23 protein-coding genes are annotated in these 21,400 nt (G+C 74.7%); 17 read left to right on the top strand and 6 right to left on the bottom strand.

The window, feature by feature from the left end:
- Positions 1-96 precede the first annotated feature (96 nt).
- The 5 genes from BUE43_RS20850 (at position 97) to BUE43_RS20830 (ending at position 2,970) form a co-directional block, all read left to right on the top strand.
- Positions 97-276 (top strand): hypothetical protein, encoded by a 180-nt coding sequence (locus BUE43_RS20850; RefSeq protein WP_073485741.1) that lies wholly within the window; start codon positions 97-99, stop codon positions 274-276.
- Positions 273-674, top strand: coding sequence for an Asp23/Gls24 family envelope stress response protein (locus BUE43_RS20845; RefSeq protein ID WP_073485739.1), 402 nt, complete (start codon positions 273-275; stop codon positions 672-674). The genes BUE43_RS20850 and BUE43_RS20845 overlap by 4 nt, the downstream gene beginning before the upstream one ends.
- 3 nt (positions 675-677) lie before the next feature.
- Complete coding sequence (locus tag BUE43_RS20840) at positions 678-1,214, top strand: DUF6286 domain-containing protein (protein WP_073485737.1); 537 nt, start codon at positions 678-680, stop codon at positions 1,212-1,214.
- Entirely contained in the window at positions 1,211-1,807 is a 597-nt protein-coding gene (locus BUE43_RS20835) for a hypothetical protein (RefSeq protein WP_073485735.1), read from the top strand. The genes BUE43_RS20840 and BUE43_RS20835 overlap by 4 nt, the downstream gene beginning before the upstream one ends.
- Before the next feature lie 74 nt (positions 1,808-1,881).
- Positions 1,882-2,970 (top strand): ATP-dependent DNA ligase, encoded by a 1,089-nt coding sequence (locus tag BUE43_RS20830; protein WP_073485733.1) that lies wholly within the window; start codon positions 1,882-1,884, stop codon positions 2,968-2,970.
- A gap of 60 nt (positions 2,971-3,030) precedes the next feature.
- Here BUE43_RS20830 and BUE43_RS20825 read toward each other — a convergent pair whose 3' ends face one another.
- Positions 3,031-4,068 (bottom strand): arabinan endo-1,5-alpha-L-arabinosidase, encoded by a 1,038-nt coding sequence (locus BUE43_RS20825; RefSeq protein ID WP_200797607.1) that lies wholly within the window; start codon positions 4,066-4,068, stop codon positions 3,031-3,033.
- A 508-nt stretch (positions 4,069-4,576) separates the two neighbouring features.
- Here BUE43_RS20825 and BUE43_RS20820 point away from each other — a divergent pair.
- From BUE43_RS20820 to BUE43_RS20810, 3 genes are all read left to right on the top strand, one after another.
- Positions 4,577-6,136 carry an alpha/beta hydrolase gene (locus tag BUE43_RS20820; RefSeq protein ID WP_159447763.1) on the top strand — a complete coding sequence of 520 codons (1,560 nt, stop codon included), beginning with the start codon at positions 4,577-4,579 and terminating at the stop codon, positions 6,134-6,136.
- Positions 6,137-6,529: 393 nt separating this feature from the next.
- Complete coding sequence (locus tag BUE43_RS20815; protein ID WP_073485731.1) at positions 6,530-6,826, top strand: hypothetical protein; 297 nt, start codon at positions 6,530-6,532, stop codon at positions 6,824-6,826.
- 364 nt (positions 6,827-7,190) lie between these two features.
- Complete coding sequence (locus BUE43_RS20810) at positions 7,191-8,051, top strand: hypothetical protein (RefSeq protein ID WP_073485729.1); 861 nt, start codon at positions 7,191-7,193, stop codon at positions 8,049-8,051.
- Positions 8,052-8,088: 37 nt separating this feature from the next.
- Here the strand turns inward: BUE43_RS20810 and ligD are convergent, their stop codons facing one another.
- Positions 8,089-9,114, bottom strand: coding sequence for a non-homologous end-joining DNA ligase (gene ligD, locus BUE43_RS20805; RefSeq protein ID WP_073485727.1), 1,026 nt, complete (start codon positions 9,112-9,114; stop codon positions 8,089-8,091).
- Between the two features lie 49 nt (positions 9,115-9,163).
- Between ligD and BUE43_RS20800 the strand changes: the two genes are divergently transcribed.
- From BUE43_RS20800 to BUE43_RS20775, 6 genes are all read left to right on the top strand, one after another.
- Positions 9,164-9,487, top strand: coding sequence for a hypothetical protein (locus tag BUE43_RS20800; protein ID WP_073485725.1), 324 nt, complete (start codon positions 9,164-9,166; stop codon positions 9,485-9,487).
- A gap of 10 nt (positions 9,488-9,497) precedes the next feature.
- Positions 9,498-9,905 (top strand): peptide-methionine (R)-S-oxide reductase MsrB, encoded by a 408-nt coding sequence (gene msrB / locus BUE43_RS20795; protein WP_143174273.1) that lies wholly within the window; start codon positions 9,498-9,500, stop codon positions 9,903-9,905.
- A 241-nt stretch (positions 9,906-10,146) separates the two neighbouring features.
- On the top strand, positions 10,147-11,001 hold the full coding sequence (locus BUE43_RS20790; RefSeq protein ID WP_073485720.1) for a TIGR04222 domain-containing membrane protein: 855 nt from the start codon (positions 10,147-10,149) through the stop codon (positions 10,999-11,001).
- A gap of 22 nt (positions 11,002-11,023) precedes the next feature.
- Complete coding sequence (locus BUE43_RS34310) at positions 11,024-11,890, top strand: TIGR04222 domain-containing membrane protein (protein WP_073485718.1); 867 nt, start codon at positions 11,024-11,026, stop codon at positions 11,888-11,890.
- A gap of 136 nt (positions 11,891-12,026) precedes the next feature.
- Positions 12,027-12,848, top strand: a complete 822-nt coding sequence (locus BUE43_RS20780; protein WP_073485716.1) for an MbnB/TglH/ChrH family RiPP precursor modification enzyme — start codon at positions 12,027-12,029, stop codon at positions 12,846-12,848.
- Positions 12,845-13,225: an SCO6045 C-terminal-like domain-containing protein gene (locus BUE43_RS20775; protein WP_073485714.1), complete on the top strand. Its 381-nt coding sequence runs from the start codon at positions 12,845-12,847 to the stop codon at positions 13,223-13,225. The genes BUE43_RS20780 and BUE43_RS20775 overlap by 4 nt, the downstream gene beginning before the upstream one ends.
- A gap of 56 nt (positions 13,226-13,281) precedes the next feature.
- Here the strand turns inward: BUE43_RS20775 and hemQ are convergent, their stop codons facing one another.
- From hemQ to hemE, 3 genes are read right to left on the bottom strand one after another with little or no spacing between them, the layout of a single operon-like run.
- Complete coding sequence (gene hemQ, locus BUE43_RS20770) at positions 13,282-13,974, bottom strand: hydrogen peroxide-dependent heme synthase (RefSeq protein WP_073485712.1); 693 nt, start codon at positions 13,972-13,974, stop codon at positions 13,282-13,284.
- Complete coding sequence (hemG, locus tag BUE43_RS20765; RefSeq protein ID WP_073485710.1) at positions 13,962-15,407, bottom strand: protoporphyrinogen oxidase; 1,446 nt, start codon at positions 15,405-15,407, stop codon at positions 13,962-13,964. Before hemG ends, hemQ begins: the two co-directional genes overlap by 13 nt.
- Complete coding sequence (gene hemE, locus BUE43_RS20760) at positions 15,404-16,489, bottom strand: uroporphyrinogen decarboxylase (protein WP_073485708.1); 1,086 nt, start codon at positions 16,487-16,489, stop codon at positions 15,404-15,406. The genes hemG and hemE overlap by 4 nt, the downstream gene beginning before the upstream one ends.
- 167 nt (positions 16,490-16,656) lie before the next feature.
- Here hemE and BUE43_RS20755 point away from each other — a divergent pair, with 167 nt between their 5' ends.
- A complete protein-coding gene (locus tag BUE43_RS20755) occupies positions 16,657-17,220 on the top strand; it encodes a DUF3000 domain-containing protein (protein WP_073485706.1) in 564 nt (187 codons plus the stop codon).
- A 363-nt stretch (positions 17,221-17,583) separates the two neighbouring features.
- Here the strand turns inward: BUE43_RS20755 and BUE43_RS20750 are convergent, their stop codons facing one another.
- Positions 17,584-18,768, bottom strand: a complete 1,185-nt coding sequence (locus tag BUE43_RS20750) for a dipeptidase (RefSeq protein WP_073485704.1) — start codon at positions 18,766-18,768, stop codon at positions 17,584-17,586.
- Between the two features lie 259 nt (positions 18,769-19,027).
- On the opposite strand from BUE43_RS20750, the gene BUE43_RS20745 reads away from it, so the two are divergent.
- Both BUE43_RS20745 and BUE43_RS20740 read left to right on the top strand, forming a co-directional pair.
- Positions 19,028-19,744 carry a response regulator gene (locus tag BUE43_RS20745; protein WP_073485702.1) on the top strand — a complete coding sequence of 239 codons (717 nt, stop codon included), beginning with the start codon at positions 19,028-19,030 and terminating at the stop codon, positions 19,742-19,744.
- A gap of 184 nt (positions 19,745-19,928) precedes the next feature.
- The gene (locus BUE43_RS20740) at positions 19,929-21,173 is read left to right on the top strand and encodes an HRDC domain-containing protein (RefSeq protein ID WP_073485700.1); all 1,245 of its coding nucleotides are present in this window, start codon (positions 19,929-19,931) and stop codon (positions 21,171-21,173) included.
- Positions 21,174-21,400 lie beyond the last annotated feature (227 nt).

Genomic DNA, 21,400 nt, shown 5'->3' with positions numbered 1-21,400 from the left:
CCCGACCCGGTCCGCCCACCGCCCGGACCGTCCACTGTGAACTGTCCACTGTCGACGAATGACCAGTGACCGGTGTTGACCGGAAGGAGACGTCACGTGAACGGAACCCAGACCGGGCTGCTCGCCGGACTCGTGCTCGGCGCGTCCGGCGCCATCGGCGGCTTCGGCGCCTTCCTCGTCACGCTGGTCGCCGGGATCATCGGGCTGCTCGTCGGCCGGGCGGTCGACGGGCGGCTCGACCTCGGCGACCTGTTCGGCCGGGGCAGGGACCGGTGAGCGCGCCGACCACGACCGGCGCGCCCCACCCACCGCGGGACGACCCGCCCCGCCGCGAGCTGCCCGCCCCCGAGGACCGGGGGACGTTGCGCGTCCACCCCTCGGTGGTGCGGCGGATCGCCGAGCGGTGCGCCGACCTGACCCCCGGCGTCGTGCGCGCCCCCCGCGGCCTGGGCCGCGGCGACCAGGGCTCCAGGGCGCACGTCTCCGGCGACGGCAACGACGTCGACATCGCGCTCGACGTCGCGCTGCGCTACCCGACCGCGGTCCGGGGAGCCGCGGCGGCGCTGCGCAGACGGGTCGCCGAGGAGGTGCGGCGGGTCACCGGCTACCACGTCAGATCCGTCCACGTGACCGTCTCCGCGCTGTTGCCCGAAACCACACCGCGAGTGGAGTAGCCGATGCGTGTCGTGCTCCGAGTGCTGTCCGCCCTGATCGGCCTGGCCGTCGCGGCGGCCGGCGCCCTTCTGGTCCTGGAGGTCGCCTGGGCGTGGGCACGCCCCGACGACGCCCCGCTGGCCGTGCCCTGGCCCCGCTGGCGGTCCACGTTGTCCGAAGTGGACTGGTCGTCCGACGGGGTGCGCTGGACGGCCGTCGGGCTGGTCGTGCTCGGGCTCCTGCTCGCCCTGCTGGCCGCGCTCGCCGGACGCCGGGAGGTGCGCCTGGCCGACCCCGCGCCCGGGATCACCGTGGTGACCTCGCCCCGGTCGCTGGCGCGGCTGGTGGGCCACCACGTCCGCGCCGCCGACGGCGTGTCCGGCGCGGCGGTCACCGCGAGCGCCCGGCACGTGCGCGTGCGGGCCACCAGCCGGATGCGGGACGAGGCGACGTTGCGCCCCCGGCTGCGCGAGCTGGTCGGGAACGTCCTGGGCGGGCTGCCGCTGGTCCGCCGGCCCCGCGTCTCCGTGGTCGTCGACTCGCCGAAGGACCGCCGATGAGCCGTCGCTCCACCGCCGCCGTCACCCGCTCCGCCCTCGGCGAGCGCGGGGGCCTCACCGCCCTCGGGCTGCTGCTCGTCCTCGCCGGCGTGGCCGCGCTGGTGGTCGGCGCGGGATGGCTGGGCACGTTCCGCGCCCGCCGCCCCCTGCTGGACCCGATCGCGGTCGACTGGCTGGCCGAGCACGCCGACCTCGCCCGGGCCATCGCGCTCGTGCTCGGCCTGCTGGCGCTGGTCCTCGGCCTGCGCTGGGCCCTGCTCGCGCTGCGCCAGGAGCCCCGCCCCGACCTGGTGCTCGACCACACGGCGGACTCGGAGCTCACCGTCACCGCGGGGGCGCTGGCCGACGCGCTGCGCGCCGACGCGGAGGCGGTGCCGGACGTCACCAGGGCCAGGGCGCGGACCGTCGGCAGCGCCGACGCGCCCGCCGTCCGGCTCTCCCTCTGGCTCCGGGACGGCGCCGACGTCCGCGCGGTGTGGGAGGAGCTGGACCGCACCGTGCTGGGCCGGGCCCGCTCGTCGTTCGGCACGCCCTCGCTGCCTACAGCCGTGCGCCTGGAGCTGGAGACAGCCGAGCGCCAACGGGTGCGCTGACCGGCGGCCGGCCGCGCTGGGCGGGCGGAGGCGCTGGGCGGGCGGGGACGCCAGGTCGGGGGCACCATGGCCGCGTGGCGCTCGCGCTCTCCCCACCCGTGCAGCCGATGCTGGCCACGTCGGTGGGCGACGTGCCGGACCGGCCGGGGCTGGTCTACGAGCCGAAGTGGGACGGGTTCCGCTGCCTGGTCTTCGCCGACGGCGCGGACGTCGTGCTCCAGTCCCGCAACGGCCGCGACCTGGCGCGCTACTTCCCCGAGGTGGTGACCGCGGCCGGGGACGGGCTGCCGGGGCCGGCCGTGCTCGACGGCGAGCTGGTGGTGGACCGGCACGACCGGCTCGACTGGGACGCGTTGAGCGAGCGCGTGCACCCGGCGGCCAGCCGGGTCCGCCGGCTCGCCGAGGAGACCCCGGCCCGGTTCGTCGCCTTCGACCTGCTCGCGCTGGCCGACCGGTCACTGCTCGACGAGCCGTTCGGCGCCCGCCGCGCCGCGCTGGCGGACTTCCTGCCCGGCGACGCCGACCGGCTGCACCTCACCCCGGCCACCACCGACATCGCCACGGCGCGGGAGTGGTTCCGGCTCTTCGAGGGCGCGGGCCTCGACGGGCTCGTCGCCAAGCCGGTCGACGGCCGCTACACCCCCGGCCGGCGCACCCTGCTGAAGATCAAACACATGCGGACGGCGGACTGCGTGGTCGCCGGACTGCGCTGGCACATCAACACCGAGCCCGGCACCGCCGTCGGCTCCCTGCTGCTCGGACTGCACGACGAACACGCGGTGCTGCACCACGTCGGCGTGGTGGGCGCCTTCCCGGCCGCCACGCGGCGTCAGCTCGCCACCGAGCTGACGCCGCTCACCGAACACGCCCGGCCGGACCACCCGTGGCTGGAGCCGAACCGCCGCGAGGGCCAACGACTGCCGGGCGCGGTGAGCCGCTGGCGCAGCACCGAGCAGGAGTGGGTGCCGCTGCGGCCCGAGCGCGTGATCGAGATCGCCTACGACCACACCGAGGGCGGCCATCCGGCGCGCTTCCGGCACACCACCCAGTTCGTCCGCTGGCGACCGGACCGCGACGCTGCGTCCTGCGGCTACGACCAGCTCGACGAACCGGCCCGCTACGACCTCGACGCCGTCCTGCGGGGCGAGGTCCGCCCGTCCTGACCGCGCCCGTGCGGAGTTTCCGCCGCCGGCGTGTTTCCCTCGGGATTGTCGGGGAGATTGTCAGGTGACGTGAGGCCAGCCCTCCTCGTCCCAGCCGAGATAATTCGTGCCCAGATATGCCGTGCCGTTGTCGTTGCGGTTGTAGTAGTGGTAAACCAGCAGATCCCGGTCGCCCTCGCGCAGAACCGACTGACCACCCGGCCCCACGACCCAGTCGTGCCCGGCGAGCAACTCGGTCCCGCCGCCTTCGAGCATGGGCTTCCCCGACCGGTCCAGGTACGGGCCGGTGGGACTGGCGGACCGGCCGACCATGATCCGGTAGGTGCTGTCCGCGCCCGCGCAGCAGGTGTCGAACGAGACGAACAGGTAGTACTGGCCGCCACGCTCCAGGATGAACGGCGCCTCGATCGCGCCGTTCTCCGGACGGCGTGCCAGGTTGTGCCGGGCTCGGTCGGTGGTGGACTGCATCCCCGTCTCCGGGTCGATGCTGATCAGGTGGATGCCGGTGTGGAAGGAGCCCCACACCAGCCACCAGCGGCCCTCCGCGTCGACCAGCAGCGAGGGGTCGATCGCGTTGAAGTCGTCGCCCCCGCTGGAGGCGAAGACGATCCCGTGGTCCTCCCAGCTCCCCGGCAGCCCGGTGTCGCTGGTCGCCAACCCGAGCGCGGAGTTGTTGCTGCCCCAGAGAGACACGGAGTAGTAGAGCAGGTAGCGGCCGTCGTGGTGGCTGAGGTCGGGCGCCCAGATCACGCCGGTGGTGTTGTAGTTCTGCCACCACGCGGGCGGCTGCGCGAAGGCGCGGCCGGAGTTGTGGAAGTGGACGCCGTCGTCGGAGACCAGCGACCGGACCGCCTCGTTGGTCGCGTAGACGACGTACTGCGCGCCGACCCTGGCCATCGTCGGGTCGTGCACCACCCGGATGTCGCCGGTCAGCGGGCGGGGGAACGGGTACTGGGGGGAGTCGGCCGGGACGGCGGTCGTCCGGGCCGCGCTGGGCGACCAGGACCGGGCCGGCGCCGGGTACCGGACGCCGCACAGGACCACCATCAGGGCGAACAGAATCGCGAGCGCTAACCGCGAGCGGTGCGAGAACGCCATGATCACCCCACAGAGCGCGGACGCGGGCGCCACGCGGCGCCGGAGACGGGAAGGGACGCCGAACAGTTCAGCGGTCGGGAACGGAACGGGAGACGGCGGCCGACCGGGAATCCGACCGCGGAAATGATCACCAACGAAAGACGATTATTCCGCGCGCGCCCGCCCCTCGCGAGGTGGTGGCGGTAGCCCACTCAGGCGGAAAACGAATGCCGACCGTGCGCGGAAAACACCTTCACGTCCGGCGCCCCACCAGCGGGGGAAACGCGCGCGGGTGAGACACGGTGGGACAACAGCTGTGCGCATGGCCCCGGCCAGCGTTGGTCACGCCGGGCCCACCCCCTCACGGCGGCCTCACCGCGTCCGTGTCAGGCTCCACCACGACGGTGGCGGCACCGCGACGAACCGCCGCGCCGTCACCACCGCGTCAGCGGAGAAAGCGTCACCACCGAAACGTCGAACCGGAACACCGACACCGACACAGACACCGACCCGGGAGCGAGGAGCAGCCGTGCCGCGAGCCGCCATCCGGGCCGCCGCGCTGCTCCTGCCGCTGGTCCTCGTGGTCATGGCGGGGTGCACCGTGGGGCCCGCCGACCCACCCCCCATCGGCGTGCGCGGCGCGGGCCGGGAGCAGCCGCCGGCCGCCGCTCCCGGCGGTGGCCGGCCGCTGCCGCAGTTGGAGGAGTCCACCAACGACCGGATCTCCTGGACCGACTGCACCGAGGCCATGCGCCCCCGGCTCGGCGGCGCCGGCGGCGGCCCCCGCCTGGAGTGCGGCCGCGTCGTGGCGCCGTTGGACGCCCCGGACCGCCCCGGCCGGGGCTCCCTGCGGCTGTCGGTGCTCAGGGCCGGCTCCGGCAAGGTGCCGCTGCTCGTGGTGAACGACGTCGACGAGGAGCCGGGCACGACCCGGGCCGCCCGACTGGCCGGCCAGCTCCCCGCGGAGATCCTCCAGCGGTTCATGCTGGTGGGCGTGGACCGCAGGGGCACCGGCGGCTCGTCCCCCGCCGACTGCGTCCCGCCGGAGCAGCGGCGCGCCATCGTCGGGTTCGACCCCGCGGCGCGGGAGTCGGGCCCGCTCCAGGACCTGATGGACGCGCTGCGCAAGGCGACCCAGCGCTGCCTGATCGACCTGGAGAACCAGTTCCCCGCGCTGGACGCCTGGCGGGCCGCCGGCGACCTCAACCACGTGCGGGAGGCGCTCGGCGTCTCCCGGGTCAACGCCCTCGGCCGGGGCACCGGCTCGCAGGTGCTCACCACCTTCGCCCAGCGGTTCCCCGACGCGGTCGGCCGGTTCGTCCTCGACGGGGTGCCCGACCCGACGACCGACGCGGTCGGGCAGCACGAGGCCAGGGCCGCCGCGGCCGAGCAGGTGTTCGACGCGTTCGCCCAGGACTGCGTCGCGCGCGGCTGCCCGATGGGCGGCGACCCGAAGCAGACCCTGACCGCGTTGTTGGACAAGCTGCGGCGCCAGCCGATCGTCATCTCCGGCGGCGCTTCCGTCACGGCGGGCGCGACCATGCGCGCGGTGGTGGCCGGCCTGGCGGACCGGCAACGGTGGGCCGCGCTGTCGGAGGCGCTGGCCAAGGCCGCCTCCGGCGACGGCAGCAAGATCAGCGCGATGACCCGGCCGCTGGTGTCCGGTCAGGGTGACCAGCCGCCCGCCTTCGACGGCATCCTCATCAACACCTGCAACGACACCGCGACCCGCCTGCCGTTCGACCGGCTCGGCGCGCTCGCGGCGGAGTGGCAGGGCAAGTACCCGCTGTTCGGCTCGTTCCTCGTCCAGCAGCTGATGGCGTGCTCGGCGTGGCCGCAGGTCAAGCCGCTGCCGGCGCCCCGGAACCTGGACGTCCCCCCGATGGTGGTGCTCGCCGGCGCCGCCGACCCGGTCACCCCGCTCACCGGCTCCACCAGGGCCGCCGAGCAGCTCGCCAACAGCGCCCTGGTCTCCTGGCAGGGCAGCGGCCACGGCGCCCTCCCGACCAGCCCCTGCGCCACCGCCGCCGTGCAGCGGTTCCTGGTCGACGGTCAGGTCCCGGTCAACAAGACGACCTGCCCGCCGTGACGCCCGGCGCGCGCCGGAAAGCGGCCGTGGCCGCGTTTCGTCAGCGTTCGTCAGCCTTCGACAACGTTCGGCAGCGTTCGTTGCCGGGTGCTAGCTGCAGCTCCCGCAGCAGCCACAGCCCGGACCGCTGCAGCTCGAACAGCAGCTACACCCACCCTGTGCCTGCGGAACCTCCACGGGAACCTCCCTTGGTGCGGCGGTTGAGGGACACGTCCGACGGTATGCAGGAACGAGCATGAGTGGGACCGCCGCGAGGGCGACCGCCCCGGGGAAGCGGGTGACCGGGGTGGATCGGTGCGGTCACCGACCGGTATCACCCACCACCCCACCTGCGGCCATTCGATCGGGTGAGCACCTGCCAAAAACCACCCTTTCGTCACCAGACTCCGCCGAATGGTCGAACGACACCAGGTCCACATCGAACTGATCGGCGGTCCCGAGGACGGGCGAACGCTGTCCGTCCCCGGGAGCCGCGGCGGCCTGCCGACGCCGTGCTTCGAGTTCCCCGGCGAGTTCCGCCCGGACTTCGACGCGGCTACCTTCCTCCGGGCGGTCCGCGCCGGCAGCGCCGAACTGACCTGGCTGGGCTACGCCAGGGACGACCGCCGCGACGACGGCGTCTGGCGCTACCGCTACACCGGTTCGCGCACGACGCCGATCACGGACACCCGCGACGATCGGAGCGCCTGAGGTCGAGGACCGGAGAAACCCGGGCGTCCCGAGCCGCCGCGGCGGTGGGGACCCGGCCGCGGGGGGCGACAGCGCGGCCGGCCCCACCGCCCCGAAACCCCAGAATTCGTGCCCTGTCCGGTGGACGACACCGGTTCCCGGCGACGGGCAGGGCGGACGAGAACCACGCCCCCGGCTCGTTGAGCAACATCACGTCAGCACGTCCGCAGCGTTGTTGTGCTCGGAGAACACGGAGCGGAACGTCTTTCCGCCCGTCGGGCGACCGGTGAAACGGTTCTTGTCGGTCAGTTCCGCCCCGTAAAGTCCAGGCCGCGCGCCCGGTCACTCGATACGGTGAGCGCGCGCCGGACAGCGAAGGAACACCATGACCGCTCCGCAGCCCTCGGACCACTTCGACAACGCGCCGCCGCCCGTCCTGTTGGAGCCGCTGGCCGAGGCGGACCAGCGACGCAACGGCCTGGGGACCGCGGCGTTGGTCGTCGGCGCGAGCGGGATCCTCCTCGCCGCGCTCGTCGTGACCGGGCCGGTCGGCGCCCTCCTCGGCGTCGCGGGCGTGGTCCTCGGCGTCCTGGGCCTGCGCCGGGTCCGCGGCGGGCAGGCCGACAACCGGACGGCCAGCGTCGCCGGCGTCGTCGTCTCCGTGGTCGCGCTCGGCGTGGGCGCGGCGACGAGCGTCCTGCTCGTCCAGTCAGTGCGCGAGCACAGCGAGCCCAAGACCGTGGCGGCGCCGACGGCCCCGCCGCCCACCGGGCCGCCCATCACCCCCCAGAGCACGCCGGACCGGGTGAAGGAGAAGCCGGTGGAGATCCCCACCGTGGCTCCCGGCACGCCGGTCACCGTCCACGAGCGCCGGGCCGAGTACGTGGTCACGGTCTCCGACATCCGGCCGAACGTCCCCGCGCCGAACCAGTTCGACCGGCCGACCGACGGGGGCGTCTTCCTGACGGCGCAGGTGGAGTTCGCGGTCTCCGAGGCCGCGGACCCGATCCCGGTGTTCGCCTCGGCGACGCGGTTCAAGTTCGTCTACGCGGACGGCACGACGAACAACACCGCGCACGCCGGGTTCAGCATCCCCGGCCGGAAGCTGGACACCCTGACCCTCGCCGCCGGGCAGAAGACCAACGGGATGATCGTCTTCGAGGTCGACCCCAACCGGCTGGCCGGGGCGCGCATCCAGGTCGACGACCGGGGCGGAGCGCCGGCCGGGTACTGGACCGTCGGCTGACGCCCGAGCGCGCCGGAGAGATCTTCCACGTGGCCGGTCAGGCCGGCGGCTGGCGACGGCGTGAGGGCTGGACCCTGGGCGGCTCGCCGGGCATCTTCGGGTACTCCGGCGGGTAGGGCAGCTCGCCCATCCCCCGGTCCCTGCCGTCCCGGTCGAACCAGTCGAGCAGGACCTCGATGCCGTGGGCGTGGTCGTCCAGACCGAGGTGTGGATCGCCGTGCTCGGCCAGCCAGTCGGGGCTGGTGCGCACGTCGAAGTCGTCGGGGTCCACTTCGGGCAGCCGCTCCCAGGTGACCGGCATCGACACCGTCGCCCTCGGGGTGCCGCGCACCGACCACGCCGAGGCGATCGTGCGGTCCCTCGCCGCCTGGTTGTAGTCCAGGAACACCCGCCGCCCGCGCTCCTCCTTCCACCAGGCCGTGGTGGCCTCCTCGGGCATCCGCCGCTCGACCTCGCGGGCCAGCGCGATCACCGCGCGGCGCACGTGCACGAAGTCCCACTCCGGCCGGATGCGGGCCAGTACGTGGACGCCGCGCCCGCCCGAGGTCTTCGGGAAACCGACGACCCCAGCCTCGGCCATGACCTCGCGCAGCACCCCGGCCACCCGCACCGCCTCCCGGAACCCGGTGCCCGGCTGGGGGTCGAGGTCGATCCGCAGCTCGTCCGGGCGGTCGACGTCGTCCCGCCGCACGGGCCACGGGTGGAAGTCGAACGTGCCGAGATTGGCCGCCCACAGCAGCACGCCCGGCTCGGTCGGGCAGATCTCGTCGGCGTGTCGGCCGGACGGGAAGCTGATCCGCACCGTGCGCACCCACTCCGGCGCGCCCTTGGGCACCCGCTTGGAGTAGAAGAACTCGCCGGTCACGCCGTCCGGGTAGCGCTTGAGCATGGTCGGCCGGTTCCGCACCGCCCGCAGCAGGGGCTCGGCGACCGCGAGGTAGTACCGCAGGACGTCGCCCTTGGTGATCCCCCGCTCGGGGAAGTAGACCTTGTCGAGGTTCGACACCCGGACGACCCGGTCGCCGTCGGGACCGGGCACGGTGAGCTCGACCCGTTCGGTCACCCCGCCACGGTAGGCCCGGTCAGCGCGGTCCGCCGGCTACCGTGGAGGCGTGGCCGAGCACGGCAAGCGGGAGGACAGCCCGAAGTCGCCGACCGGGCGGTTCGACGACGACCTCGTCGGCCTGGACCCGCACGACCCCGAGGCGCGGGCGTTCGCCGAACACCTGGACCGCATGGAACACGCCAACCCCAACTACACCGTCGAGGGCTACCTGGACGGTGTGCGGAACTTCGCCGAGTCGGCCAACCGCGTCAGCGGCCACCGGCGACTCGTCGCGACGCTGCTGGTCGGGCTGATCCTGCTCGGCGTGCTGTACACGGTGTGGGAAGCACTGCTGTTCATCCTCGGCACCTTCCTGGGGCCGGGGAGCTAGCGTGGAGGACGTGGAGACACCGAAGGTCGTCCGATCCGAGCAGGAGTGGCGGGAGCGGCTCACCCCCGCCGAGTACCGCGTGCTGCGCGAGGCGGGAACGGAACCGGCGTGGACCGGTGAGTACACCGAGACGAAGACCAGGGGTGTGTACTCCTGTCGCGCCTGCGGGGCCGAGCTGTTCAGCAGCGAGACGAAGTTCGACTCGCACTGCGGCTGGCCGTCGTTCTTCTCCCCGCTGGCGGGAGACCAGGTGATCCTGCGGGAGGACCGCAGCCACGGCATGGTGCGCACCGAGGTGCTGTGCGCGCGGTGCGACAGCCACCTGGGGCACGTCTTCGAGGGGGAGGGCTACCCCACCCCCACCGACCAGCGGTACTGCATCAACTCGATCAGCCTCCGGCTGGAGCCCGTCGAGTAGGAGCCCGCCAGGGAGGACCGGGCCAGGACCACCGAGTCAGGGGCACACGCGGCGTGCGTGGGCGTGAGGTTGCTCCGCCCGCGCACGCCGCGGCGCGCGACTGTACCGGTAGGGGGTTACTCCAAGTGACGGAGTCGCGACCCTAAGCCTTTCCCAAGAACCCTAAACCTTGGTCAAGTGCCCTTGGCCACCCCGTGACCCCGGCCACACCATGTCGTCCCAACCGGGGGAAGGGGACGCGATGGAGCCGTGGGGGCTGTCCGAGCCGAAGTTCCTCGCGCTGTACCTCACCGCGCTGCCGGTGGCGTTGTCGTGGGCCTCCGCGGTCCGGTCGACCCTCTGGCGCCCGAACCAGCCGGCGGACTCCCGACCGCTGGACCTGCTGGAGCTGGCCTTCCTCGCCGGCGGTGTCCGGCGTGTCGCCGAGGTCCTGGTCGCCCGCCAGCTCGACGCCGGCGCGATGCGCCTGGCGGCGGGCGTCCTGGTCCCGGTTCCGCCGCCCACCACCGCCACCGGCGTCGACGAGCTCGTGGCGCGAGCGGTACCCACCCACGGCAGGCCGCTGGCCAGGGTGCTGGCCGAGGTCGGCCGCTCCCCGGCGGTCGACGCACTGGGCGCGCGCCTCGTGCGCGCCGGCTACGCGGTCGACCCGCACGCCGTGGGCAGGGCGCGGGCGGTGGCGGTGCTGCCCCTGCTCCTCCTCGCCGCCGTCGGCCTGGTCCGGTGGTGCACGGGGCTCGTGTCGGGCGAGCCGATCGACTGGGACACCGGACTGGTGGGGCTGACCCTGCTCGCCGCCGTCTGGGTGCGCCGCCGGCGGCCGCCGACCCGCACCGCCGCCGGCGACCGGGTGCTCCGGGCGGCCCGCCGGGCCGTGTGGGAGCCCACCACCGACGACGGAACCCCGCTGGCCGGCTTCGACCCGGCCGTGGTCCGGGTCGCCGGCCCGGCGGGCGTGGTCGCCCTGGACGGCCTGGCCGCCCACCCCGACCACCCGCGCGACCCGTCCGGCGACGGGAGCGGGACGGCGGGGTGGCCGCCCGGGTGGTGGCGGGGCGACAGCGTCACCGGGTCCAACAGCCACGGCGTGGTCTGACGGAGAGAACGGGGGGACGGGGATGAACGAGCCCTGGGGGTTGAGCGGCCCGGAGTTCCTTCTGGTGTACGTGGTCGCGCTCGGACTGGCCGCGGTGTGGCTGGTCGCGGCGCGGCACAGGATGCGCGTGGCGGACGGCCGTCCCCGGACGCTGAGCTCGGAGGAGTTGGCCTACCTGGCCGGCGGTCCGTCCCGGCTGGCCGACCTCGCGGTCGGACGGCTGGTCACCTCTGGCGCGCTGCGGGTCTCCCGCGGCGGTGGCCTGCGGGCGACCGGCGTGCCGGCGTCGTGGGTGATCGACGCGGACCTGCTGAGCCTGGTCGCCGTCGGCCGCGCCCTGACCGTGAGTCAGCTCCGCGCGGCCGCGCGGACCCTGCCGGCCGTCGAGGAGATCGAGCGCCGGCTCGTGGCCTCCGGCGCGGTCGTCGACCCGGAGCACGCGCGGGCCGGCGCGACCAGGGCGGTCCTGCCGGCGGCCCTGGTCGGCGTGGTGGGCGTGCTGCGCCTGGTCAACGGGATCGAGCTCAACCGGCCGGTGCTCTGGTTGTCGCTCCTCCTCGCCCTCACCGCGCTCGTGGTCGTGCTCGGCCTGGTCCGCCCCCACCCGCTGCGCACGACGTTCGGCGACCAGCTCGTGGCGACGGCGCGCGCCCGGCGGTACTCGCAGGTTCCCACGGCCGAACTGCCCATGATGCTCGCGCTGGTCGGGATCACGGCGATGCCGCCGGGGCCGGAGCGGGCCGCCCTCCTGTCCGGCGAGCGCTCCTCTTCCGACGGCGGCGGAGGTTCCAGTGCCAGCGGTGGCGACGGGGGGTCGGGCGGGGGCTCCGACGGGGGATCTGGCGGTGGAGGGGGCGGCGGCTGCGGTGGGGGCGGCTGCGGAGGGTGACCGCCATGACGGGCTCGTCCCGCGCCACCGCCGGGTAGGGGGGAATCTCCCCGGCGGGCCGGGGCGGGACGAGCCCACTCTCCCCACGGGAAGGACCACAGGGACCTGTCACCACCCGACGACGAGAGGTGATCGCATGAGTGCCCTCCCCCGGCTCGGTCTCGGCATCGGCTGGCGCCCCGAGATCGACCTGACGGTCGAGAGCCTGCCCGGAGTGGACTTCGTCGAGGTGGTCGCGGAGGGCGTGCGGCCGGGAAACCTGCCGGAGTCCCTGCGGGTGCTGCGCGGGCGCGGCGTCCCGGTGCTGCCGCACGCGGTCTCGTTGTCGCTGGGCGGCGCCGACCCGGTCGACCGGTCCCGGGTCGCGCACCTGGCCGCGGTCGCCGAGGCGCTCGGCGCGCCGCTGGTCAGCGACCACGTGGCGTTCGTCCGGGGCGGGGGCTGGGAGGCCGGGCACCTGCTGCCGGTGCCCCGGACCAGGGACGCGCTGGAGGTGCTGGTCGCGAACGTGCTCGACGCGCAGGCCGAGCTGCCGGTCCCGCTGGCGCTGGAGAACGTGGCCGCGTTGCTGGACTGGCCGGACGCCGACCTGGGCGAGGGCGAGTTCCTGGCCGAGCTGGTCGAGCGCACCGGGTGCTGGTTGCTGGTCGACGTGGCCAACCTGCACGTCAACGCGCGGAACCTGGGCAGCGACCCGCTGGCGTTCCTGGACGCCGTGCCGTGGGAGCGGCTCGCCTACGTGCACGTCGCGGGCGGGGCCGAGCGGGAGGACGGGCTCTACCACGACACGCACGCCCACCCGGTGACCCAGCCGGTGCTCGACCTCCTCGCCGAGCTGCGGCGGCGGGTGGACCCACCCGGGGTGCTGCTCGAACGGGACGACCGCTACCCCTCGGACGAGGAGCTCGCGGCCGAACTGGCCGCCATCCGGGACGTCGTGCGGCCGCAGTGGACATGAGCGGAGGAACTCGCGACGGCGGCGTGGACCCGGGTGACGCGGAGCGCCGCCATCGGTTGGCCGCCGCGCAGACCGACCTGCTGCGCGCCCTGGTGCTCTCGGCCGACCCACCACCGGGATTCGACGCCGAGCGCGTGCGGGCCCAGGCCAGGGCGCTCCGCGCGAAGCGCCGGCGGATCGTCGCCCGGCTCCGACCCGACCTCGTCGACCAGCTCGGCGACCGGTTCAGCCCGCTGTTCGACGCCTACGCCGCGGCCAACCCCCGCCGGGCCGGATCGACCACACGGCAGGACGCGAGCTCCTTCGCGGACTGGTTGGCCCAACGCGGCGAGGTGCTACCGCCGCGCCGCCGCTGGTGGTGGCGGCGCGGCCGATGAGAAGGCCGCGCGCGGCGGACGTCGCCGGGCGCGGCGCTGCCTCCGAGGAGCGTGGCTCAGGGCAGGTTGAGGACCAGCTCGGAGGGGACCACGCGGGTGCCGGTGTAGAACGGGATCTCCTCCCGCACGTGGCGCCGCGCGTCGGTGCCCCGCAGGTGCCGCATCAGGTCCACGATGCGGTGCAGCTCGTCGGCCTCGAAGGCGAGGATCCACTCGTAGTCACCCAGCGCGAACGAGGCCACCGTGTTGGCCCGCACGTCCGGGTAGTCCCGCGCCTCGCGGCCGTGCTCGGCCAGCAGCGCGCGGCGCTCCTCGTCGGGGAGCAGGTACCACTCGTAGGAGCGGACGAACGGGTAGACGCACACGTACTTGCGCGCCTCCTCGCCGGCGAGGAACGCCGGGATGTGGCTCTTGTTGAACTCGGCGGGCCGGTGCAGCGCCACGTTGCTCCACACCGGAGTCGACGCACGGCCCAGCGCGGTGCGGCGGAACCCGGTGTAGGCGGCCTGCACCTGCTCGATCTCCTCGGCGTGCCACCAGATCATGTAGTCCGCGTCGGCGCGCAGACCGGCGACGTCGTACACACCGCGAACCACGACCCCCTTGCCCTCCAGGGCGTCGAGGTACTCCTGCGCCTCCCGCGCGGCCGGACCGCGGTCCGCGGGCAGCGCCCCCGGCTGGATCCGGAAGACCGACCACATCGTGTACCGGATGGTGTTGTTGAGCTCGGCGTAGTTCAGGCGGGCCATGCGCCCATCGTCCCACTCCCGGCGACCGCGTCGGCCGGGAGGTGGGCAGCGACACGGCGGGCCGCGGCGTCCGCCGTCGCCACGCAGGCCGGCAGGCCGACACCGTGCAACGTGGCGCCCGCCACGGCGAGTCCTGGCTGGTCAGCGACGGTGCTCTCGATGGTCGCGACCACGTCGTTGTGATCGACCGCGTACTGCGGCAGACCACCGCCCCACCGCATCACCGCGGCGTCCGACGGCTCCACGCGGACGCCGGTCAGCTCCGCCAGGTCGGCGCGCACCGCGCGCACCAGATCGGCGTCGTCGCGCCGCAACACGGCCGCGTCCCCGAACCGGCCCACCGAGCCCCGCACGAGCACCCGGTCGCCGAAGTGCCCCCACTTCCGGCTGGAGAACGTGAACGCCTTGGCCGTGAACGGGGTGCCGTCGGCCCACCGCTCGCCCTCGGCGACCAGCACCCCGCTGGCCTCGGGCAGCTGGGTGCCGGCCGGCAGCGCCAGCGCCACGACCGCCATGGAGGCGACGTCGACCCGCCCGTAGGCGGCGGCCGCCACCGGCGCGACGTCGGCGAGCAGCCGCCGGGCGGCCGGCGCCGGCACGGCGAGCACCACGCCGTCGACGTCCACCACCTCCGGGCGCGGGGCCGGCCCGATCTCCACCCGCCAGCCGCGTTCGGCGCGCGTCAGCGAGCGCACCGGCTGGCCGAGGCGGAGCCGGGCGCGGGACGCGGCGGCGAGCCGGTCCACCAGGACGCGGAAGCCGCCGCGCAGCGCGCCGAAGACGGGTGGGCGCGGCGCGTCCGGGTTCGGCGCCGGGACCACCTCGGCGGTCGCCCGGACGAGGGAGCCCGCGCCGCGGTCCAGCGCCGCGGCCAACTGCGGCATGGTGGCGCGCAGGCCCAGGTCGTCGGCCCGGCCGGCGTACACGCCGCCCAACAGCGGGTCGACCAGCCGGTCGACCACCTCGTCACCCAACCGAGCGCGCAGCAGCCCGCCGACCGACACGTCCGCGCCGTCCAGGTCGAGCGGGGGCAGCGCCGGCTCGTCGGCCACCCGCCGCACCGCGGCCGGCGAGAGCACCTCCCGCAGCACCTCCGGCGCGGCGGGCACGCCCATCAGGGTGCGCGGGGGGACCCGGACCGACTGCCCCGCCGCCCGCACCCGCGACGCCAGCAGCGCCGGGGTCACCAGCTCGTCGGCCAGCCCCAGCTCGGTGACCAGGTCCAGCAGCTCGGGCCGGCGCAGCAGGAACCCCTCGGCGCCCACGTCGTAGCCCTCGCCGGCCAGCTCGACCGTGCGCAGCTTGCCGCCGATCCGGTCGGACTGCTCGACGACGACGATCTCGGCCCGCTCCCCGAGCAGGGTCCGCAGGCGGTACGCGGCCACCAGGCCGGAGATCCCGCCCCCGACGACCAGCACCCGCGCCGGGGTCACGACCGGACCCGCTCCCGCTCCGGGGCGACCGGCAGGGAGTGGACCAGCTCGACCACCCTGGTCAGCACCGCGGGATCGGTCTCCGGCATCACGCCGTGACCGAGGTTGAAGATGTGCCCGTCGGCGGCGTGGCCCTGCTCGACGATCCGGCGCACCTCGGCCTCGACGACGTCCCAGCCGGCGAACAGCAGCGCCGGGTCGAGGTTGCCCTGCAACGCGACGCCGGGACCGACCCGCCGCGCGGCCTCGTCCAGCGGCACGCGCCAGTCGACGCCCACAACATCCGCGCCGGCCTCCCGCATCGCCCCGAGCAGCTCGCCGGTGCCGACGCCGAAGTGGATCAGCGGCACGCCCGCGTCGGCCAGGCCGGACAGCACCCGCCGCGAGTGCGGCAGCACGAACCGGCGGTAGTCGGCCTCGGACAGCGCGCCGGCCCAGGAGTCGAACAGCTGCAGCGCGTCGACGCCGGCCGCCACCTGCACCCGCAGGAACTCCAGCGTGAGCCCGGCCAGGTGGTCGAGCAGCGCGTGCCAGGTCTCCGGGTCGGAGTGCATCAGCGCCTTGGTGCGCTCGTGGTGCCGGCTCGGGCCACCCTCCACGAGGTAGGAGGCCAGGGTGAAGGGCGCGCCGGCGAAGCCGATCAGCGGGGTCTGGCCCAGCTCGCCGACCAGCAGCCGCACGGCCTGCGCCACCGGCTCCACCTGGGCCGGGTCCAGCGCCGGCAGCGCGGCGACGTCGGCCGCCGAGCGCACCGGGTCGGCCACCACCGGGCCGGTGCCCGGCACGATGTCCAGGTCCACCCCGGCCGCGGCCAGCGGCACCACGATGTCGCTGAACAGGATCGCCGCGTCCACCCCGTGCCTGCGCACGGGCTGGAGGGTGACCTCGCAGGCCAGCTCGGGGGTGAAGCACGCCTGGAGCATCGGCACGCCCGCGCGGACCTCGCGGTACTCCGGGAGCGAGCGGCCGGCCTGCCGCATGAACCAGACCGGGACGTGGGAGGGGGCGCCGCCGCGCGCGGCGACCAGCAACGGGGCTTGGGTGAGGTCCCGGCGGGCCGAGACCGGCGCTGCGTTCGTCATCTCCCCACCATCGTCGCACGCGGCCGTCACCCGGTCGGCCCTCCCCCGGGGCCGGGCCGGGGAGGCGTCGGCCACACCGCCGGGCGGCCTCCGGTCGATCCCCTCACCGGCGACGCGGTCGGCGCGTCTGGCGGCGAATACGACGCGTCGAGGCATACAGTCACGGCGTGACCGGGTTGTCGGGAGTGCCCGAGGTGTTCCGGCGGGCGGTGGCGGCGTTGCGTTCGGTGCGGCCGCGGCCCGAGGTGGAACTCGACGAGGTGCGCCCGCCCCAGCGGCTCGCCCCGTGGACGTTCGCCCTCGCCGCCGAGGTGGAGGGCCCCTCGGGCGAGCTCGCCACCGGCCGGCTCGTGCTGCTGCACGACCCGGACGGGGACGAGGCGTGGGGCGGGGTGCTGCGGCTGGTCGTCTACGCGCGGGCGGAACTGGACCCCGAGGTGGCGACCGACCCGCTGCTGCCCGACGTCGGGTGGTCGTGGCTGACCGAGGCGCTGGAGGCGTGCGGCGCCGCCCACGTCGCGCTGGGCGGCACGATCACGCTGACCTCCTCCGCCCGGTTCGGGGACATCTCCGGCCCGCCGCACACGCACGACCTCGAACTCCGGGGCTCGTGGACGGCGCTGGACCCCGAGCTGACGACGCACGGCGAGGCGTTCTGCGAGCTGCTGGCGAACGCGGCGGGACTGCCCCCGGTGGGCGTGGCCTACCTCAGCCACCGGAAGAGCGGCTGAGCGCCCAACAGGGCGACGAGCCCGCGCACCCCATCTCTTTACTCGTCTCTCCTCCGACCATTCACGCTGGCCAGAGCCCTTACGCGTATAGGTGAACGGTGACGGGCGCGACCTCGCCGCACCCGCCGAAACCGGAGTGGCGTCGGTGGTGTTCCCGGAAACGCGGGAAGCGCGGCCGGACCTCTGCCAGCCGTTATTGAAAGCGCTTACAGAACAGGGGTGGGCGCTCTCCGCGAGCCGTGCGCCCGTCCCCACCCGGGATGTCGTCGCTCGCGAGCCACCCGACCGCAGTGGGGCTGTTACGACGTTGAGCCGCCCAGCGCTCCGCCGGGCGGCCCAGTGTCAGACATCCGTTCGCGACGCCTACCGCAGGCTCGCGGCCACCGACTCGGCGTCGCGCAGCACGCGCAGCACGTTGCGCCCGGCGAGCTTCGCGCAGTCGTCCTCGCTCCAGCCGCGCTCCAGCAACGCGGCGATGAGGGACGGGTAGCTGGTGACGTCCTCCATGCCCGGGGGGAACTCGTCGACGCCGTCGTAGTCGCCGCCGAGCCCGATGTGGTCGACGCCGGCCACCTCGCGGGCGTGCTCGACGTGCTCGACCACCTGGGCGAGCGTCGCGCCCGGCCGGGGCACCCGCTCCGCCCGCCGCCGCCCCGCCGCGGCGCGGGCGGCCAGGTCGCGGTAGTCCTCGCCGGCCCGCGCCATCTCCGCGCGCAGCTCGACCTCCCACGCCGCCCGCTCGGCCGACACGAACGCCGGCACGAAGGTGATCATGCACACGCCGCCGTTGTCGGCCAGCCGCGCGAGCACGTCGTCCGGGACGTTGCGCGGGTTGTCCGCCACCGCGCGGCAGGAGGAGTGGCTGAACACGACCGGCGCACCGGACACGGCGAGCGCGTCACGCATCGTGGTGGCGGCGACGTGCGAGAGGTCGACCAGCATGCCGAGCCGGTTCATCTCCCGCACGACCTCGCGCCCGAACCCGGCGAGCCCGCCCGCGACCGGCTCGTCGGTCGCCGAGTCGGCCCACGGCACGTTCTCGTTGTGGGTCAGGGTCAGGTACCGCACCCCCAGCCGGTGCAGCGCCCGCAGGACGCCCGGCGACTCGGCGATGGCGTGGCCACCCTCGGCGCCGAGCAGCGAGGCGATCCGGCCGGCCGCCACCGCGCGCTCCACGTCGTCGGCGGTCCGGGCGAGGGCCAGGTGGTCCGGATACCGCAGCACCAGCTCGTGGACCAGCTCGACCTGTTCCAGGACGGCGGTCACCGCCGCGTGCCCGGTGAGGCGGCAGGGCACGTAGACCGACCAGAACTGGGCGCCGACGCCACCACGGCGCAGTCGGGGCAGGTCCGTGTGCAGGCCGGGCTGCTCCTGGGTGAGGTCCACCCGATCCAGCGCCGTGTAGTCCAAACGGGTGAAATCCGAACGGCCGTCGTCACGCACCGCCATCTGGCGCAACGCCCAGGGCAGGTCGTTGTGGCCGTCGACGACCGGCGCGCGTCCGAGGAGATCCCTGGCACGGGCGAATGCGTCCCCGGTGGCGTGCACAGACACTGTTAACTCCTCCTTGTCGCCGGGAAAGCCAGCGGCGTTAGCCACCCTGCCCGCATTCCCACGATCGTGCTAACGACCCACCAACTCGTCACAACTCGATCGAGATACTTACCCGATTGATCGTCCCGCAGACCCTCTCGGGCGGCTACGCTGCCTCCGTCGACACCACTTTCGGTCGATCAGTGGCGCGGCTGATCGGTCGAGAGTCCCGGTGCCGGTCGGGGGGCACGACCGACTCCAGGGAGGTAGTGACGTGGCTGCCGTCGGCTTAGGTCAGGCCGTTCGAACCACGCCAGCCGGCTCGTTGCCGGCGAACATGGTCCCGCACCCGCGGGAGGAGCTGTTCTCGGTGCTGGTGGTCGATGACCATCCGCTGCTCCGGGAGGCGATCGCCGCCCGGTTGCAGCAGATGGGAGCGGGCACCGTGCACGAGGCCGCATCGGTGGCCGAGGCCAGGGCGCGCGCCCTGGCCACCGGACCGTGCGACCTCGCGATCCTCGACCTCGGACTCCCGGACGGGAGCGGCATCGACCTGGTCACGGAGCTCCGTGCCCAGGGCTGGCCGCGGATCGTGGTACTCGCCTCGTCCGACGACCCCTACGCGGTGCGGGCGGCCTTCCAGGCAGGCGCTCAGGCCTACCTGCTGAAGTCCGCCTCGCCGATGGTGGTCACCGACGGCGTGCGGCGGGTCCTCGACGGCGGCGTGTACGCCGATCCGAGCGTCGCTCCGGTGCTGGCCGCCGGGACCAGGGTTCCCGGCACCGACAACACGCCGCGGGAGTTGTCCGCGCGTGAGGTGGAGGTGCTGCAACTGGTCGCCGACGGCCGGTCGAACAAGGAGATCGGCGAAGCGCTCAACCTGTCCGCGCTCACGGTGAAGAGTCACCTGTCGCGGATCGGGCGCAAGCTGGGCACCGGTGACCGGGCCCAGATGGTCGCGTTGGCCATGCGGGCCGGCGTGATCCGCTGAGGCGCGGACGCCGCGACGTGCGCCGCCGACCCGTCGGTCCCCGGATCACCCCGAGGACCGACGGGTCGGGGTCACGCCGTGCCCGGCCGCCGTCGCACCCGGCGGCCGTCACCGGCCCCGCTCCGTCGCCCGTGCCTCCCCGAACACCCCCGCGACCGGCCGTTTCGACGTAGGGTCAGCGGCCGTGGAAGCTCCCTACGCCGACCCCACCGGTCCCACCGGCTCCGAGCCCGTGCCGCTGACCGAACCCGCCGAGGGCGTTCCCCCGGTGGTGGCGGACCAGGCGGCGTTGCGGCGTGCCGCCGCGGCGTTGGCCGCGGCCGACGGCCCGGTGGCGGTGGACACCGAACGGGCCTCGGGTTACCGCTACTCCCAACGCGCCTACCTGGTGCAGCTCCGCCGGGACGGCGCGGGAACCGTGCTCGTGGACCCGGTCGCCCTCGGCGGCCGGCTGGAGCCGCTGGTCGAGGCGCTCGCCGACACCGAGTGGGTGCTGCACGCGGCCTCGCAGGACCTGCCCTGCCTCGCCGAGCTCGACCTCCGGCCGACGACCCTGTTCGACACCGAGCTGGCCGGCCGGCTCGCCGGCTTCGACCGGGTGGCGCTGGGCGCGCTCGTCGAGCGCATGCTCGGCTACCGGCTGGAGAAGGGGCACGGCGCCGCCGACTGGTCCCGGCGGCCGCTGCCCGCCGACTGGCTGACCTACGCCGCCCTGGACGTCGAGCTGCTGATCCCGCTGCGCCAGTCCCTGGAGGAGGAGCTGAGCGCCCAGGGCAAGCTCGGGTGGGCGTTGCAGGAGTTCGAGGCGGTGCGCACCGCCCCGCTGCCGCAGCCCCGGTCCGAGCCGTGGCGGCGCACGTCCGGCATCCACCGGCTGCGCAACCCCCGGCAGCTCGCCGCCGTGCGCGCGTTGTGGGAGGCCAGGGACTCCATCGCCCGCGAGCGGGACATCGCGCCCGGCCGGGTGTTGCCGGACAGCGCGATCGTGGACGCCGTCGTCGCCAGCCCCGAGGGCATCGCCGAGCTGCTCAAGCTGCCGGTCTACCGGGGCAGGGCGCAGCGGCGGCTCGCCGGGGTGTGGATGGGCGCGCTGGAGCGGGCCCGCCGGCTGGCGCGCCGCGAGCTGCCCGAGGTCAGCCCGGCCAACGACGGTCCCCCGCCGCCGAACCGGTGGGCCGACCGCGACCCGGTCGCGGCCGCCCGGCTGACCGCGGCGCGCGCGGCGTTGAGCGAGCTCGCCACGGAGCACCGGCTGCCCGTGGAGAACCTGCTCTCCCCCGACCTGGTGCGGCGGACCTGCTGGCAGCCGCCGGAGGACACCTCGGCGACCGGGGTGGCCGAGACGCTGGGCGCCGGCGGCGCCCGGCGGTGGCAGGTCGAGCTGACGGCGGAGCGCCTCAGCGAGGCCCTGCGGGCCGAGCCCGCCTAGAAGCGCTCGTGGCTTCCCGGCGTGCCCTCCGATCGGACGCGACTCGGACGGCGCACCGGGAAGCCGGCGAGCAGGTGACGGCCGCTGTGACGCAGCAGACACGCCCACCTTGGTGGTTACTGCTCAGTAACTGGGGCTAGAGTGCGTGTTACCGGCCAGTAGCGGCAGCGCCGCGGGCCCGCGTCTCGACGACCCGAGCCGCGTCCCCGGCGCCCCGCCCCCGGCCG

Origin of the sequence: Streptoalloteichus hindustanus, from assembly GCF_900129375.1 — a bacterium.
Taxonomy (GTDB): Bacteria; Actinomycetota; Actinomycetes; order Mycobacteriales; family Pseudonocardiaceae; genus Streptoalloteichus; species Streptoalloteichus hindustanus.
The sequence above is the reverse complement of the archived record's forward strand: the minus strand, read 5'-3'. Positions and strand labels throughout refer to the sequence as shown.